Source organism: Pseudideonella sakaiensis (genome assembly GCF_048320135.1).
In the GTDB taxonomy this organism is placed as follows: Bacteria; Pseudomonadota; Gammaproteobacteria; order Burkholderiales; family Burkholderiaceae_C; genus Ideonella_A; species Ideonella_A sakaiensis_A.
On the sequence record NZ_CP182947.1, the window covers coordinates 4,234,249 to 4,250,384 of the forward strand.

Here is a 16,136-nt window from a genome sequence, read left to right on the forward strand (position 1 = left end):
GATCGAAGTGGAATGAGTACCTCCTTGCTCCGCCCGCAGCTTGAACCATTTTTATCAACCGATGGAGGAACCGTGAAGATACTGGTCGCTGTGAAAAGGGTGCTCGACTACAACGTCAAGGCCCGCGTGAAATCCGACGGTTCGGGGGTCGACCTCGCGAACCAGAAGCTGTCGATGAACCCCTTCGACGAGATCGCCTGCGAAGAGGCGGTGCGACTGAAGGAGGCTGGCGTCGTTTCCGAGATCATCGTCGTTTCGTGTGGTCCCGCGGGGGTCCAGGAGACGTTGCGCAGCGCAATGGCCATTGGCGCGGACCGCGGCGTGCTGGTGGAGACCAACGACGTACTGGAGCCGCTGGCCGTGGCCAAGCTGATGCAGCATGTCGCAGCAAAAGAGGGCGTGCAGCTTGCCATCTTCGGCAAGCAGGCCATCGATGACGACGCGGGACAGACCGGCCAGATGTTCAGTGCGTTGATGGGCTGGGCCCAGGCGACCTTCGCCTCAAAGGTAACGATAGATGGCGACAGCGCTACCATCGTCCGCGAGATCGACGGCGGCCTCGAGACCTTGCAGATGAAACTGCCGGTGGTAATAACGACCGACCTGCGACTGAACGAGCCGCGCTTCATTACGCTGCCTAATATCATGAAAGCGAAAAAGAAGCCAATCGAGGTTGTCAAGGCCGTCGATCTGGGCCTCGACCTGGCACCGCGCACCACTACGCTGCGGGTCGGCGAACCGGCATCGCGCAAGGCCGGCATCCAGGTGGCCGATGTTGCGGAACTCGTGAAACGACTCAAAGAAGAAGTGAAGGTGATCTGATGACGATCTTGATCATTGCAGAACACGACGGGGTGGCCCTGAAGACAGCCACGCTCAACACCATCGCCGCCGCCGAGAAGATCGGTGGCGAAATACATGTTCTGGTGGCCGGCAGCGACTGTGGCGCTGTCGGACAGGTCGCCGCAACAGCCACTGGCGTGACCCGGGTGCTGGTGGCCGATGCTGACCACTATGGAGCGCAACTGGCCGAAAACCTGGCTGCGCTGGTGGTCGACCAGGTGCGCGCCGATTCGTCGTTCACTCACGTGCTGGCGCCGGCCACGGCTTTCGGCAAGAACGTGTTGCCAAGGATCGCCGCATTGCTCGACAGCTCGCAGATCTCGGACGTCACGGCGATCGAATCGCCCGATACCTTCGAGCGTCCCTTTTATGCCGGCAATGCGGTGGCCCGCCTGAAGTCCAGTGACAAGGTCAAGGTGCTGAGCATTCGGACCACCGCATTCGATCCGGTATCCGCGACCGGAGGCTCGGCGACGGTGCAGAGCTTGGCTGGCGGCGCAGACCTGGGTCTGAGCCAGTTGGCAGGGCGCGAGGTGGTGAAACTGGAACGTCCTGAACTGACCGCCGCAACGATCATCGTGTCAGGTGGACGCGGGTTGGGCGCCGCCGACAAATTTCACGCCGTGCTCGAGCCTCTGGCCGACAAGCTCGGGGCGGCGCTCGGAGCGTCTCGTGCGGCGGTCGATGCGGGATATGCACCGAACGACTACCAGGTTGGACAAACCGGCAAGATCGTCGCCCCGCAGCTGTATGTGGCGGTTGGCATCTCGGGGGCCATCCAACATCTGGCTGGCATGAAGGACAGCAAGGTGATTGTTGCGATCAACAAGGATGCCGAAGCGCCGATCTTCCAGATCGCCGACTATGGGCTGGTCGCTGACCTCTTTGTCTCGGTACCTGAACTGGTATCGGCGCTGTAGTCACGCTGTTGCTTGCGATGGCCGGCAAGCCCTTGCCGGCCAATTTGGCATCTACCTAACATACGTTTGGTACGATGGAATTCACTAGCAAACTTCTCGGCCGACCATCATGTCCGACGCCCGCGAGCGATACCCTGAGCTGCGAACTGCACTGCGCGAGCTTTGCAAGCGCTTTCCCGACCAATACTTTAGGGACCTCGACGAAACGCGCGCTTATCCCGAGGCGTTTGTCGATGCGTTGACCCAGGCCGGCTGGTTGGCCGTGATGATCCCCGAAGAGTACGGCGGCGCCGGTTTGGGCCTGGCCGAGGCCTCGGTAGTGATGGAGGAGGTGAACAGCAACGGCGGCAACGCCGGCGCATGCCATGGCCAGATGTACAACATGGGCACCTTGCTGCGCCACGGCAGCGAAGAACAGAAGCGCCGCTACCTGCCAAAGATTGCCACCGGCGACTTGCGTCTGCAGTCGATGGCCGTCACCGAACCCACCACCGGCACTGATACGACCCAGCTGAAGACCACGGCGCTGCGCACGGGCGACCGCTACGTCATCAATGGCCAGAAGGTCTGGATCTCGCGGATCCAGCACAGCGACCTGATGATCCTGCTGGCGCGCACGACGCCGCTGGCGGAAGTCAAGCGCAAGTCCGAAGGCATGTCGATCTTCATCGTCGATCTGCATGAGGCCACCGGCAATGGGCTGACGGTGCGGCCAATCCGCAACATGGTCAACCACGAGACCAACGAGCTTTTCTTCGAGAATCTGGAAATCCCGGCCGAAAACCTGATCGGCGAGGAAGGCAAGGGTTTCAAGTACATCCTCGACGGGCTGAACGCGGAGCGCACGCTGATCGCTGCCGAATGCATCGGCGACGGCCGTTGGTTTGTACAGCGCAGTGCTGCTTATGCCAACGATCGGCGGGTTTTCAACCGGCCGATCGGCCAGAACCAGGCGGTGCAGTTCCCTATTGCCGAAAACCACATCGAGCTGGAAGCCGCCGACCTGATGCGCTGGCGTGCCTGCGACCTGTTCGATGCCAACGAGGCCTGCGGCGCCGAGGCCAACATGGCCAAGTACCTGGCTGCGAAGGCGTCCTGGGAAGCCGCCAATACCGCAATCCAGACCCATGGGGGTTTCGGGTTCGCCTGCGAGTACGACATCGAGCGCAAGTTTCGCGAAACCCGGTTGTACCAAGTGGCGCCGATCTCCACCAACCTGATCCTCTCGTACGTGGCCGAGCATGTACTCGGCCTGCCGCGTTCTTTCTAGAAGGAAACCCATGCGTCCATTGCAGGGAATGTTGGTCGTCACCCTCGAACATGCGATCGCTGCTCCGTTCTGTACCCGCCAGCTGGCCGACCTGGGCGCACGCGTCATCAAGGTCGAGCGTCCGGGCGAGGGCGACTTCGCGCGGGCCTACGACACACGTACCCGTGGCTCGGCCTCGCACTTCGTCTGGTGCAACCGGAGCAAGGAAAGTCTGACACTCGATCTGAAGAACCCTGGCGCCCGCGAGGTGCTGCAGAAGTTGGTCGAGCGCGCCGACGTGCTGGTGCAGAACCTGGCGCCGGGTGCGGCCGCGCGCATGGGACTGGACCACGCCAGCCTGACGCCGGTCAACCCGCGCCTCGTCGTCTGCGACATCTCGGGTTATGGCGACGGCGGCCCCTATACGGAAAAGAAAGCCTATGACTTGCTGATTCAGAGCGAATCGGGCTTTGTCTCGGTGACTGGCACTCCCGAGCAACCGTCCAAGGCGGGGCTGTCGATTGCCGACATTGCCGCCGGCATGTACGCCTACAGCAGCGTGTTGGCCGCACTGCTGGAGCGCGGGCGCACCGGCGGCGGCCAGCGGCTCGAGATTTCGATGCTCGAAGCGATGTCGGAGTGGATGGGCTATCCGCTGAACTACACGCTGAATGGCCAGCCGCCGCCAGCTCGCGCCGGCGCCTCGCATGCCGCCATCTATCCCTATGGCCCGTTTACCTGCGGCGACGGCAAGTCGGTGGTGCTGGGCGTGCAGCACGACCGCGAGTGGACCGCTTTCTGCGAGAAGGTTCTGCGGCAGCCGGGCCTGGCCGAGCAGTATCTGGGCAATGCCAACCGGCTGGCGCAGCAGGACAAACTGCTCGGCATCATCGACGCCGTGTTCTCCAAACTGACAGCGGCCCAACTGATCGAACGCCTCGAAGAGGCACAGATCGCCAATGCACAGCTCAACGAGATGGCCGATCTGTGGAAGCATCCGCAGCTGCTGGCTCGCCAGCGCTGGGCGGAGATCGACACGCCGGGTGGGCCAGTGCCGGCACTGTTCCCGCCGCATCACGTGGCGGGCAATGCGCCTCCACCAATGGGACCGGTGCCGGCATTGGGCCAACATACCGACAGCATCCTGACTGAACTTGGCTACAACGTGGATGACATTGCACGGCTGCGCGCCGCGCGAGCGGTCTGACAACAAAAAGGGCAGCCTGATGAGCACGCATGACACTTCCAGCGCCGCGCTGGCCACCTTCGCTGCCGGCCTGCGCTTCGAGGTCATACCCGCGCCGGTGCTGCGACGCACCGAAGACCTGTTTCTGGACTGGACCGGCTCGGCACTGGCGGGCAAGAGTGCACGTGCGGTGCAGGCTATCGAGGCCTATGCGCGGTCGATGGGTCCGACCGAAGGCGGCGCCGAAGTGTTGGTCACGCGGCGCCTGACCTCGCCGCACTTTGCCGCGATGGTCAATGCCGCGGCCTCGCATGTGGTCGAACAGGACGATGTGCACAACGCTTCAGTGTTCCACCCGGCGGCGGTGGTTTTTCCGCCGGCACTGGCGGTGGCGCAGGCAATCGGCGCCAGCGGGCGCGATTTCCTCGCCGCCGTGGTGGCGGGTTACGAGGTCGGGATCCGGGTCGGCGAATTCCTTGGTCGCTCGCATTACCGCATCTTCCACACCACCGCCACCGCTGGAACGCTCGCCGCCGCAGCAGCCACCGGGCGCCTGCTCGGTCTGGACGCGGCGCAGATGCTGCACGCCTTTGGCAGCGCCGGGACGCAGGCTGCCGGGCTGTGGGAGTTCCTGCGCGACGCGGCCGATTCCAAGCAGTTGCACTGCGCGCATGCGGCGTCGGCAGGCCTGACCTCGGCCTACCTGGCGCTGGGCGGCTTCACCGGGGCACGGCAGATTCTCGAAGGCGAGCAAGGCATGGCCGCTGGCATGTCCAGCGACGCTGACCGGGCGAGTCTCACCGCCGGCCTCGGGGAACGCTGGGCCACTGCCGAAACCTCGTTCAAGTACCACGCCTCGTGCCGCCACACCCACCCGAGTGCCGACGCTCTGCAGTTGCTGATGAGTGAGCATCGGCTCAAGGCCGACGATATTGTCGCCGTGACGGCCCAGGTGCACCAGGGTGCGATCGACGTGCTCGGCCGCGTCGTGGTGCCCAGTACCGTCCATCAGGCCAAGTTTTCAATGGGCACCGTGCTGGCGCTGGTGGCCGAGTACGGCTATGCCGGTCTGGAGGAATTCGACCGCCACTTCCTCGCGCCACGGGTGTCCGCGTTGCGTGACAAGGTGACAATGCAACTCGATGTTGAAGTCGACGCAGCCTACCCGCAGCGCTGGATCGGCAAGGTTAGTGTGCGCACTCACGACGGTCGCATGCTGCAGGGTCGCGTGGACGAGCCCAAGGGGGACCCTGGCAACACGCTGAGTCGGCCCGAACTGGAAGACAAGGCGCGCCGCTTGGCGGCCTACGGTGATGCCGCGACGACGGCTGAGATGGACCGACTGATCGATCGGACCTGGGCCGTCGCCGAGGCGCCGCGGATCGAGCGTTGGTTGCCGACATGAGCACGCCGACGACGAACGGCGGCCGATTGCCGCGCGCCTACCTGTTTGTTCCTGCCGACCGCCCCGAGCGCTACGCCAAGGCACGCGCCTCGGGTGCAGACGCGGTGATCATCGACCTTGAAGACGCCGTCGCTGCAGAATCGAAATTGCGCGCCCGTGATGCGCTGGCCAACGCGCTGGACGAAGCCGCGCCCGTCATTGTGCGCATCAATGCTGCTGACACCCGCTGGTTCGAGGACGATCTGGCGCTGTGCCGTCACCCCGGCGTCGCGGCCGTGATGTTGCCGAAGGCCGACGGCATCGACGCCGTCTGCAGCGCCTTCGAAGCCTGCTTCAAGGATGTGCTGCCAATCATCGAGTCGGCGCGCGGCGTTGAGGAGTCACGCAACATCGCGCGTGTGCCCGGCGTCGTCCGGCTGGCCTTCGGCAGTGTCGATCTGGCGCTGGACCTCGGCATCGACTGCGCCGCGGATGGCAACGAGGACGAATTGCTGTTTTTCCGTTCCCAGGTCGTGCTGGCGTCGCGGCTGGGCGGGTTGGACGCGCCAGTCGACGGCGTCAGCACCACCATTGACGCCAATGAGAAATTGCGCCGCGCTGCCGAGCGGGCGCGACGACTCGGCTTTGGCGCCAAGATGTGCATCCACCCCAGCCAAGTCGCAGCGGTGCAGGCGGCTTTTACGCCCAGCGTCGAACTCGTGGCCTGGGCGAAGCGCGTCGGTGAGGCTTTCAGTGCCGCCGGCGGAGCGGCTGTGGCCGTCGATGGCCAGATGATCGACAGCCCATTGCACCAGCGAGCCCTCGTCATCCTGCGCAGCGCAGCCCCCATTTTCTGAATTTCATCCACCAAGGAATCCCCATGGCCCGCAAAACCAAACCCATCCGCTCCGACATCGCCTGGAGCACCCCCGACCGCATTGAGGTGCACGGCAAGAGCCTGCCCGACGAACTGCTCGGTCACATCAATCTCGGTGACATGGCCTTCCTGCAGATCCTCGGCCGCATGCCAACGCCGCAGGAGTCGAATGTGTTCAACGCCATTTCAGTGACGCTGGTCGAGCACGGCATCACCCCCAGCGCACTGGCAGCGCGAATCACCTATGCCGGGGCGCCAGAAGCGCTGCAGGCCGCGGTCGCCGCTGGCCTGTGCGGGCTCGGAAGTGTTTTCGTCGGATCGACCGAGGGAACGGCCCGGATGCTGTACGAAGTGTTGCCGCAGGGCACGACAGGTGCAGATCTGGAGCAGATTGCGCGTGACACGGTGGCCGGGTTCCGCGCCCGCGGGCAAATCGTTCCTGGCCTCGGCCATCCGCTGCACAAGCCGGTCGATCCGCGTGCGCCGCGCCTGTTCCAGATTGCCAAGGACAACGGTTTCTCGGGCGACTACATCAGGCTAGAGCAGCTGATCTGCGCCGAAGCCGAGCGCCTGTCCGGCAAGATGCTGCCGGTCAACGCGACCGGTGCCATCGGTGCCATTTGCTGCGAACTCGGCTTGCCGTGGAAGATCGTGCGCGGCATCGGCGTCTTTGCGCGCGCGATCGGTCTGGTGGGACATATCCTCGAAGAGAGCACCAATCCGATGGCAGTGGAGATCTGGCAACGGGTGGAGGACGAGGCCACGGCGCACATCCGGCCCGGAGCCTGAGGCGTCGAAGGCCGCAGCATGAATGCCACGATCGAGATCCGGCCGCCCTGCGGGATCCTCCGCAGCAACCGGGCCGCGGGCAGGCAGATCAAGGCCCGGCTTCGGGACCCGGGTCGCGACGCCCGCGTCCGTCATCCATCCGGAGGTAGTCGATGAGCGCCGAACGCAAACCGATGACACTGCACAGGCTGCGCGTGAAACACGCCGCTGGCGAGAAGCTCGTGATGCTGACCTGCTACGACGCCAGTTTTGCACGCCTGGTCGATGCTGCGGGCGTCGACGTGATGCTGGTTGGCGATTCGCTCGGCATGGTGCTGCAGGGCCAACCCAGCACGGTACCGGTGTCGCTCGACGAAATGGCCTACCACACGCGGTGTGTCGCGCGCGGCAATACCCATGGGTGGATCGTCGGCGACCTGCCGTTCGGCTGCTACCACGAGTCGGTTGATCAGGCGATGCGCAGTGCAACGCGACTGATGCAAAGCGGCGCGCACATGATCAAGCTCGAAGGTGGCGGCTGGACCGCCGAGGTCGTGCGTTTTCTGGTCGAGCGCGGAGTCCCGGTCTGCGCGCATCTGGGCCTGACGCCGCAGTCCGTGCATGCGCTCGGTGGCTACCGCGTCCAGGGCGGTGACGCAGAGGCGGCGCAGACGCTGCATCGACATGCCGGCGAACTCGCCGACGCCGGTGCTGCGATGCTGGTGCTCGAGCTGATGCCGAGCGCGCTGGCTGCCGAACTGACTGCCGCGTTGCCGATTCCTGTAATCGGCATCGGTGCAGGCAATGGCTGCACCGGCCAGGTGCTGGTTCTGCATGACATGCTGGGCATCACGCCGGGCAAGCTGCCACGTTTCGTGCGCAACTTCATGGCCGAGGGCGGCAGCATCGCTGACGCACTGCGTCGTTATGTCGACGCCGTCAGGGACGGCAGCTTTCCGGTCGAATCCGTTCACACCTACTGATACAGATCCGCATGCGCGTCATCCATCGCATCGCCGAACTGCGGCAGGCACTCGCCGGCTCCAGTGCAACCGCATTTGTTCCGACCATGGGCAACCTTCACGCCGGCCATCTGGCGCTGATCGAGCGCGCCAGGAAAGCCGGTGGTCCGGTGGTGGCGAGCATTTTTGTCAACCGGCTGCAGTTCGCGCCGCATGAGGACTTCGATACCTACCCGCGCACCCTGGAGCGCGACTGCGAGCTGTTGCGCAAGGTCGGCTGCGACTTCGTATTCGCGCCCAACGAAGCCGAGCTTTACCCGCAGCGACAGGTTTGCACCGTGCATCCGCCCGCAGACCTCGCCGACATCCTCGAGGGCCATTTCCGCCCCGGCTTCTTCATCGGCGTGTGCACCGTGGTGCTGAAGCTGTTCAATTGCGTGCAGCCACGTTATGCGATATTCGGCAAGAAGGACTATCAGCAACTATTGGTGGTGCGCCAAATGGTCCGGCAACTGGCGCTGCCGATTGAAGTCATCGGTGCCGAAACCGCCCGCGCCGACGATGGTCTGGCGCTGTCGTCACGCAATGGCTACTTGGACGAGGTGCAGCGGGCGGAGGCGGTTTACCTGTCGCGTGAATTGAGAGCCATCGATAGCGCGGTTCGACAGGGTCGCAGTGACTGGGCCAGCCTGGAGAGCGCGGCGATGGATGCGCTGAGCGCTCGTGGCTGGCGGCCCGACTACGTGGCGATCCGCCGGCGAATCGATCTCGGCGAGCCGGCAGCCGGCGACGCCGTGGTTGTGGTTGCCGCCGCCAGACTCGGCGCAACGCGCTTGATCGACAACCTTGAACTCTCCGCCGTCAGCTGAGACCGGGGGAGACCCCAACTGCTCCTCGTTCCTGCAAAGACCTGATCCATGTTCCGACATCTTCTGAAATCGAAAATCCACCGTGCCACTGTGACGCATTGCGAGCTTCACTATGAAGGTTCCTGCGCGATCGACGAAGACCTGCTCGACGCATCCGACATCCGCGAGAACGAACAGATCCACGTCTGGAACATTGCCAATGGCGAGCGCTTCATCACCTATGCAATCCGCGCTGAACGCGGCAGCGGCATCATCTCGCTCAACGGCTCGGCGGCGCGACGCGCGGCTGTGGGCGACCTCGTCATCATCGCTGCGTTCGGCATGGTGTCGGATTCGCAATCCAAGCCGCACCTGCCGCGCCGTGTCTTCGTCGATTCGGACAATCGGCAGACCGAGTTGCGGGATCGTGTTGCGCCTTCGACCAACTGAACACTTTCCGCAAATGCCCCTCGAGCAAAAGTAGCGCCTGCGCCTTTTCCTCGATGAACTGATGCCGCTCATAGTGCTTCTGCTGCACCCCGCTCGTGCGACCGTGTGACAGCAGTTGAGCTCGGACCTCTCGAGACACCCCCAGTGCCTGAAGCCGCGTCTCGACGCTCCGACGAATGTCCCTTCCTTGGAAGTCGGGTGCTGCTGCGCCGTCGACCAGTGGCCAAGCACCGCGGATGTCTGCAAAGATCCCCGGTAACGACGTCGAGTGGATCGGCTTGAGCCCGGCCGTTGTCGAGAAGATGAACGCCGCTGTCCCGTTCAGTTCCCTGAGTTGCCCCAGGATATCGGCAACAGCCTTGGAAACTGGCAACACATGCGGCACGGCCTTCGCCCGCTTGCCCTTGGCATCCTCCAATGTCAGCAGCTTTGTTTCGACGTCGTAATCGTCCCACGTCGCACGCAGCAATTGGCGGCTGCGTTGGCCGCCCAGCAGAATCAAGCACCGGATCGCCAAGCCGATCTCCAGCCGGATCGACGCGAGCTGTTTCCACAGGAAAGCGAATTCTTCGTCCGTCAGCACCCGGTCGCGTGTCGCCTCGAACTCCTGGATCCGCGGCAGCAATGCCACAGGGTTCCCCGTCAATCGGAACGTCGCTGCCTCTTCTGCCGCCCGGCGAGGGTCTAGATCAGAGTGAGCGCCATAGGTGAACGCCGCGTGCAGATACGAACGCAGCACATTTGTCTGCCGAGTAATCCCTTTCTTCACCAGGCGGGCCAGCATGTCGCGCACCAACTCTGCCGTCACCGAGTTTGCGGGGGCTTTCATCGACCCGGGCCAGGGCTTCTTGACGTGCAGTGTGAACAGACGCTCGACCTCCCGCCAGGACGCCTTCTCTGCCTGCTTCAGTTTCGCCACATAGGCGTCAAGCAGACCCTCGAAGGTTCCCAGGGCCGCCTGCGCTCGAGCAGTGGCGATCAGCACTGCCTTGTCTTCCTTCGACTTCGCCTGCGGATCTGCCCCTTGTCTGACCAACTCCATCAGATCCCGAGCCCTCGACCGCGCTCGTTCGAGCGGCAGGGCAGGGTGCTCGCCCAGCGTCATCTCACCGCGCAGATCCTGCTTGCGGTAGCGAAAAGTCCAGACCCGGTGGGTTCCACCACCGCGGGCCAGGCAGTATAGGACCAAGCGACCGTTGCCTGGGGGCAAGGCGCCGTCGGTGCGGCTCTCGCCGACGCGCAGGTTCTTGATCACCGTCTCGGTGAGCGGGCGAACGGCCGAGCGTCCAGCAGGTGAGGGCGAAGCGGGAAAAGTCGCCATACAGGTCGCCATACGAGGCGGAGATGTGGTGAGACGACATTGGACTACTTGAGACGACTGAGCGCAAGATTACGAGTCAAATCAAGCAGTTAGAAAGTTGGTTTGAGACGCTGTGCGACGTTGTGACACGAACAGCGGCGCGACTCTTAATCCGTAGGTCGAGTGTTCGAGTCACTCAGGGCCCACCAGAATTTTCTCGAGGAATCAAAGCACCGGCGTCGGGAGGCGTCAGGTGCTTTTTCTTTGGGGGCAGGGGCGAAATGCGCATTGGTCAATGCCAGAGTGCAGAGCGGCATCAACAGAGCTGGAAATGCGCATCGCGGTGAGTCGTGACAGTTAATGTGGTCTCACTGGCGACGCCGCCTCCGAACCTCGCGGGATCGTCGACAGCTCGATAGGCGGCTCGCCTAAGCGCGCCGTGTTCTGTCGGGCCGCGGTCGGAAGGCGGGGCAAGACATGGCCGTCACCAAGCGCTTCCACGGGGGAGACAGAGCCGCCGGAACATTTTGGTGAGAATCACTATCATCCGACAGTCCTTGTCCGAAAGGAAAAGTCATGGCCGCCCCCGACTCCCCGTGCAACTTTCAGGCTGCAATTGACGGTTTGTACGCCGAGAAGCCGGACCATGACTTCATTGTCATTAGCCATCCCATCGAGCGGGCGCTGCATCAAAAGCTGACGCGAGTCCTCGAAAGACACCGACAAGAAGGTCAAGCGCGGGCAAAGTGCACTGTCTTCCTCACAACGTATGGCGGAGACGCACATGCTGGATTTCGAGTCGCGCGATGTCTGCGCCACCACTATAAAGAGGGCGTCCGAGTCGTAGTTCCGAGCTATTGCAAAAGTGCTGGCACGCTGGTTGCAATCGGAGCAAACGAACTAGCGATTGGCGATCTTGGAGAGCTCGGGCCGCTTGACGTCCAAGTGAGCAAACCGACGGAGATTCTGGAGCGGGGCTCAGGATTGGACTACACGCAAGCCCTTTTGGTCGCGCTGGATCATGCCCAAATGGCGTTCAGCAAGAGCCTTCTTCAAATGCGGGGTCGGCTTCGGCTTTCTACAAAGATGGCGGGAGAACTCGCGACTCAACTTGCCTGTGGCGTCGTGGAACCTTTGTATGCACAAATTGATCCGAATCGCATCGGAGAGATGCAGCGTGCGATTCAGATCGCTCACGAGTACGGCTCGAGGCTGGACGGACACGGCAGCAACCTCATGGACGGCGCGCTGGACACATTGGTGGCGGGATACCCCTCCCACAGTTTTGTGATCGACCGAAAAGAAGCGCGACGGGTGTTCAAGTCTGTGCAATCCCTCACACCTGCTGAGCAGCAGCTGTGCACTACACTGTGGTTCCTAGTGGGCGAGCAGCAGGAAGATGATGCGTTCTGCGATCTCTTGAAGCCAACTATCAAGACCGAGACCCAGCAGGAGGACAACGATGCTCCGAAATCTAATGACGGAATTGAACCGAATGAGCATTAACAAGCTGCCGCAGCCCTCGGTGCCAACGCCCCCGAAGAGCTCTACTCTGCCGTCTAGCACCGTTGAGGTTCAGCGAAAGTTGTCGGAACGCTCATACAACATGGCAACGATGATTTCGGTCAAGCAGCAGCAGTTGAGTGAGCGAAGTTCGCACGATTGACGCTTACGACGCAGCAACTAACACCTCCGCGAGAGATCAAGCACCGGTGCCGGAAGGCGTCAGGTGCTTTTTCGTTGGGCGAACGTCGTGAGAGCGGCACCATGCCGAACCCGGGGGCCCGGAGGTCGGTCTTGATATCTGAAAATGCGGCGCCCTTTGGCGCGTCGTGTTCGTCGAAATGGTCTGGCTGGTGATGGCGCGAATCGAAACTTCGCGGCGCCGTCGAAACAAGGCGGCTTCGAGTAAGCGTCAAGGGTTGCGCAGGGCCCCGGTCGAAGGGGCCCTGTGAGCCTCGTCCCGACCGCGCGCGCGCCGGGCCGCCATGGGGCCGGGTCGGGCCCGGGTGCCGGCAGGGTCCGACGGATTGGCTTCCCCGGGTTCCATCGCATTCCTCGTTCTTATTGCCGTGAGCCGTTGCAGACGCAGGCTATAACTCTCGGCATGATCGCAAAGGAAGTCTCATCCGCCATCGCCCTGTCAGACCGCGTGCATAGCCGGTTGCTCGAAGCATTCGAAGAGGCCATGGAAGACTCGCCAGACGAGATGGACATTCGCGATGGTCTGACGCTGGACGCCTGCAACCTCGCGCTTGATCACGCCGAAGCCTTGAGAACACTTTTGGAATTAGGCCTGAACGCATCCGGGCTGGCGATGCTTCGGCTTCAGTACGAGGCGTTGCTCCGAGCGACTTGGGTGTTCTACGCCGCCAAGGACGGCGAGGTGGCGATGCTCGCGGCGCCGTTGACGACCGGTACTTCGGATTCAGCGAAGAAGCTTCCGATGGCGAATGAACTGTTGAGCGCGGTCGAGAGGTCGGAGGCTCCTGCACCCCTCAGACTAGGCTTGCGAGAGTTCAGGACGACGGCATGGGACGCCATGAATTCGTACGTGCACGGAGGCATCCATCCACTCCGGCGATCAGGGAGTGGGCACCCCGTCGAGGAATTGACGACCGCCATCCAGTCTTCGAACGCGATGAGCTATTCCAGTCTGATGCTCGCCGCGGCCACTGTTGGTTGCATAGAGTTGATCGGTAATATCAACGTGATCGTCACGTCGCATCCCGGATTTGCTCGAAGTATCCAAAGGCGGTGAATCTGAGGAGACTAATGTCGCATTGTCAAACTGCAGCGGGATCGGCCATAGGTGCACGCCCGCGCAGGCCACCACTAGGCATGAAGTGCTGAGCGCGCGCCACTTGGGACTTCATGTAGTTCAGCTCGCTCATTGCCAGACGCAGAATGTCGTCCACGAAGTCGTACTGATGCTCGGGGTACCAAATGGCCGTGATGCCGAGACGCGAGAGTTCCGCATTCCGGCTGATGAGATCGCCAAGCGGAGTTCGGTCGCCTTCGTCTGAACGAGATCAAGCGACAGCACGTGCAGCGGTTTCACTCGGGCCTGCTGGATGCCGGTCTGTCGGAGGCGACCGCGGACCACCACGTCAAGATCATCAGGCAGATGCTGAACAGGGCGGTCGAGTGGGAGGTCATCGAACTCAACCCGATCGCCGGCATCAAGCTCTTCAATCCCGACAACCGAAAGGAGAACCACCTGAATAAAGACGAGCTGGCGGCGCTGCTGGAGGTTGAAGTTGCCCCGCTTTCACGGACACCTTAATCTGCGAAGACAAGGAGTCCGCCATGGCCCGAACCCGACCTCCGTACCCTGCCGAATTTCGGCAACAAATGATTGAGCTGGTTCTCGCCGGCCGCTCGCCTGCTGAACTGGCGCGCGAGTTCGGCGTCACCGCGCAGACCATCACCAACTGGGTCGGCCTTGCTGGCAGTAGCGAGGCGCGCACCAAGCCGAACTCGCAGGCACTGAGCAATGCCGAACGTGAAGAGCTCGCTCGCCTGCGCCGCCAGTTGCGCCAAGTCCAGATGGAGCGCGACATCTTGGCAAAGGCTACGGCCTGGTTCGCCGCGAAGGGCGACAAGACGTTCACACCGTCTTCGAACTCATGAACGCGAACCAGGCCGTCTTTCCCGTGCGCAAGATGTGCCGCGTGCTCGGTGTCTCGCACAGCGGTTTTTATGACTGGTTGCATCGACCACCCTCGCGACGGGCGATGGACGATGCGGTGCTCAGCGAACGCATTCGAACGATCCATGCCGAGTCGGATGCGACCTACGGTATGCCGCGCATTCGATTCGAATTGGCAGAGCACGGAATACGCGTTGGCGGCAAGCGCATTGCGCGGCTGATGCGAGCGGCCGACTTGCGAGGCGTCAGCAGGCGGCGAGCCTTCACGGTCACGACGCAACGCGACGACAAGCAGCGCCCGGCGCCAGATCTCGTCAATCGCACGTTCAAGGCCGAGACGGCCAATCAGCTCTGGGTCGCAGATATGACCTATGTGCCGACCTGGGCAGGATTCATCTACTTGGCGGTCGTTCTGGATGTGTGGAGCCGCCGCGTGGTGGGTTGGTCGATCGGCGAACGCATGACCGCCGAACTGGTGCTCGCGGCCTTGAACATGGCAATCGGCCAGCGTAAGCCGGACGGGGTGATCCATCACAGCGATCAGGGCAGTCAATACACAAGCGTTGCCTTCGGCAAGCGCTGCGCCGAGTTCGGCGTTCGCCCGTCGATGGGCAGCGTGGGCGATGCGTACGACAACGCCATGGCCGAGAGCTTCTTCGCCACCCTCGAATGCGAGCTGATCGACCGGCGCAGCTTCAAGACGAAGGCGGAGGCCCGCACCGCGCTGTTCACGTACATCGAAGGTTGGTACAACCCTCGCCGCCGGCATTCTGGAATCGGCTACCTGTCGCCCGCCAACTTTGAGAGGAAACATCAGATCGACCGAGGCACTCGACCGTCGTGCACCCAACACGGGTTACCCACCGTCGGCGCCAGCGTGGCATGCGCCACGCCGCCGGTGGATAACCCTGCACCTGTGCTCACCAAGCACGCAAGCCCGGCTTGAGAATCAAGCCGATACCTGTCCGTGGAAACGGGGTAAGTCCAGGTCTTGCGGGTGGACGCCAACCGGCCCGTTTGCAACATCGTGCTGTTTTTGCTGTGCACCGGCGCCAGGCTGAACGAGGCGGTGTCGGCGCGATGGGAGCACATCGATAGGGTGGGGAGGGTGTGGCGCATACCGGCCAAGACCAGCAAGTCGAAGCGGACCCGCACGGTGCCTTTGAATGACTCGGCGATGGAGCTACTGGATCAACTGGGCACCGAGGACGCGCACGACCGGCTGTTCATCAGCGATCGAACCGGCCGACCGCTGACGTACATCCAGAAGGTCTGGGAGCGGCTGCGGCGAGAGGCCGGTCTGCCACATCTGTGCATTCACGACCTGCGCCATCAGTTCGCCAGTTTTCTGGTGAACAGCGGTCGCACGCTGTACAAGGTGCAGAAGATCCTGGGTCACTCCAGCCACTCGGTGACCGAGCGATACGCGCACCTCAGCACGAGCTCGTTGATGGACGCGTCGAACAGCGCGTCGGTGCTGATCAGGGAGAGTTCGCACAAAGGCGCGTGAGCCGATTCGGGGCGCCTGAGCCTGGTGTCGGTCGATCCTCGCAAGAAGCAAGACCCTCGGCCCCCCGCCGCAATCTTCCTCGTCCACGTGACGGGCGGAGGTTGCGGTGGGTGGGCCATTTTTTTTTGCCCTCAGCGGCATGCAAGTGCTGTCGGGCGCAAAATTGACCCTCTGCGGTCGTAGCCTC

14 protein-coding genes and 2 pseudogenes are annotated in these 16,136 nt (G+C 62.8%); 15 read left to right on the top strand and 1 reads right to left on the bottom strand.

The annotated features are described in order from the left end of the window. Positions 1 to 72 precede the first annotated feature (72 nt). From ACNH6H_RS19400 to panD, 10 genes are all read left to right on the top strand, one after another. Complete coding sequence (locus ACNH6H_RS19400; RefSeq protein ID WP_418319941.1) at positions 73 to 822, top strand: electron transfer flavoprotein subunit beta/FixA family protein; 750 nt, start codon at positions 73 to 75, stop codon at positions 820 to 822. Continuing rightward, on the top strand, positions 822 to 1,763 hold the full coding sequence (locus ACNH6H_RS19405) for an electron transfer flavoprotein subunit alpha/FixB family protein (protein ID WP_418319942.1): 942 nt from the start codon (positions 822 to 824) through the stop codon (positions 1,761 to 1,763). Before ACNH6H_RS19400 ends, ACNH6H_RS19405 begins: the two co-directional genes overlap by 1 nt. A 109-nt stretch (positions 1,764 to 1,872) precedes the next feature. After that, positions 1,873 to 3,033 (top strand): acyl-CoA dehydrogenase family protein, encoded by a 1,161-nt coding sequence (locus tag ACNH6H_RS19410; RefSeq protein WP_418319943.1) that lies wholly within the window; start codon positions 1,873 to 1,875, stop codon positions 3,031 to 3,033. Between the two features lie 10 nt (positions 3,034 to 3,043). Then, positions 3,044 to 4,219: a CaiB/BaiF CoA transferase family protein gene (locus tag ACNH6H_RS19415; RefSeq protein WP_418319944.1), complete on the top strand. Its 1,176-nt coding sequence runs from the start codon at positions 3,044 to 3,046 to the stop codon at positions 4,217 to 4,219. A gap of 19 nt (positions 4,220 to 4,238) precedes the next feature. Beyond that, positions 4,239 to 5,603: an MmgE/PrpD family protein gene (locus ACNH6H_RS19420; protein WP_418321404.1), complete on the top strand. Its 1,365-nt coding sequence runs from the start codon at positions 4,239 to 4,241 to the stop codon at positions 5,601 to 5,603. Further along, positions 5,600 to 6,439: an HpcH/HpaI aldolase/citrate lyase family protein gene (locus ACNH6H_RS19425; RefSeq protein ID WP_418319945.1), complete on the top strand. Its 840-nt coding sequence runs from the start codon at positions 5,600 to 5,602 to the stop codon at positions 6,437 to 6,439. The genes ACNH6H_RS19420 and ACNH6H_RS19425 overlap by 4 nt, the downstream gene beginning before the upstream one ends. A gap of 23 nt (positions 6,440 to 6,462) precedes the next feature. Beyond that, complete coding sequence (locus tag ACNH6H_RS19430) at positions 6,463 to 7,248, top strand: citryl-CoA lyase (protein WP_418319946.1); 786 nt, start codon at positions 6,463 to 6,465, stop codon at positions 7,246 to 7,248. A 152-nt stretch (positions 7,249 to 7,400) separates the two neighbouring features. After that, positions 7,401 to 8,210: a 3-methyl-2-oxobutanoate hydroxymethyltransferase gene (panB, locus tag ACNH6H_RS19435; RefSeq protein WP_418319947.1), complete on the top strand. Its 810-nt coding sequence runs from the start codon at positions 7,401 to 7,403 to the stop codon at positions 8,208 to 8,210. An 11-nt stretch (positions 8,211 to 8,221) separates the two neighbouring features. After that, positions 8,222 to 9,058: a pantoate--beta-alanine ligase gene (gene panC, locus ACNH6H_RS19440; protein WP_418319948.1), complete on the top strand. Its 837-nt coding sequence runs from the start codon at positions 8,222 to 8,224 to the stop codon at positions 9,056 to 9,058. Positions 9,059 to 9,106: 48 nt separating this feature from the next. Continuing rightward, on the top strand, positions 9,107 to 9,487 hold the full coding sequence (gene panD, locus ACNH6H_RS19445; protein ID WP_418319949.1) for an aspartate 1-decarboxylase: 381 nt from the start codon (positions 9,107 to 9,109) through the stop codon (positions 9,485 to 9,487). Between the two features lie 76 nt (positions 9,488 to 9,563). On the opposite strand, the pseudogene ACNH6H_RS19450 reads toward panD, so the two are convergent. Beyond that, positions 9,564 to 10,820 (bottom strand): annotated as a pseudogene (locus ACNH6H_RS19450) (tyrosine-type recombinase/integrase); the annotation flags it as partial. A gap of 543 nt (positions 10,821 to 11,363) precedes the next feature. On the opposite strand from ACNH6H_RS19450, the gene ACNH6H_RS19455 reads away from it, so the two are divergent. The 5 genes and pseudogenes from ACNH6H_RS19455 to ACNH6H_RS19475 all read left to right on the top strand — a co-directional run bounded on the left by ACNH6H_RS19455 (position 11,364) and on the right by ACNH6H_RS19475 (position 15,949). Then, entirely contained in the window at positions 11,364 to 12,293 is a 930-nt protein-coding gene (locus tag ACNH6H_RS19455) for an SDH family Clp fold serine proteinase (protein WP_418319950.1), read from the top strand. Positions 12,294 to 12,894: 601 nt separating this feature from the next. After that, the gene (locus ACNH6H_RS19460) at positions 12,895 to 13,548 is read left to right on the top strand and encodes a DUF6988 family protein (RefSeq protein ID WP_418319951.1); all 654 of its coding nucleotides are present in this window, start codon (positions 12,895 to 12,897) and stop codon (positions 13,546 to 13,548) included. A 261-nt stretch (positions 13,549 to 13,809) separates the two neighbouring features. Continuing rightward, positions 13,810 to 14,073 carry a phage integrase SAM-like domain-containing protein gene (locus ACNH6H_RS19465; RefSeq protein WP_418321406.1) on the top strand — a complete coding sequence of 88 codons (264 nt, stop codon included), beginning with the start codon at positions 13,810 to 13,812 and terminating at the stop codon, positions 14,071 to 14,073. A gap of 23 nt (positions 14,074 to 14,096) precedes the next feature. Continuing rightward, positions 14,097 to 15,250, top strand: a pseudogene (locus ACNH6H_RS19470) (IS3 family transposase); the annotation flags it as partial. 186 nt (positions 15,251 to 15,436) lie between these two features. Continuing rightward, on the top strand, positions 15,437 to 15,949 hold the full coding sequence (locus ACNH6H_RS19475) for a tyrosine-type recombinase/integrase (RefSeq protein WP_418319952.1): 513 nt from the start codon (positions 15,437 to 15,439) through the stop codon (positions 15,947 to 15,949). Positions 15,950 to 16,136: the final 187 nt, after the last annotated feature.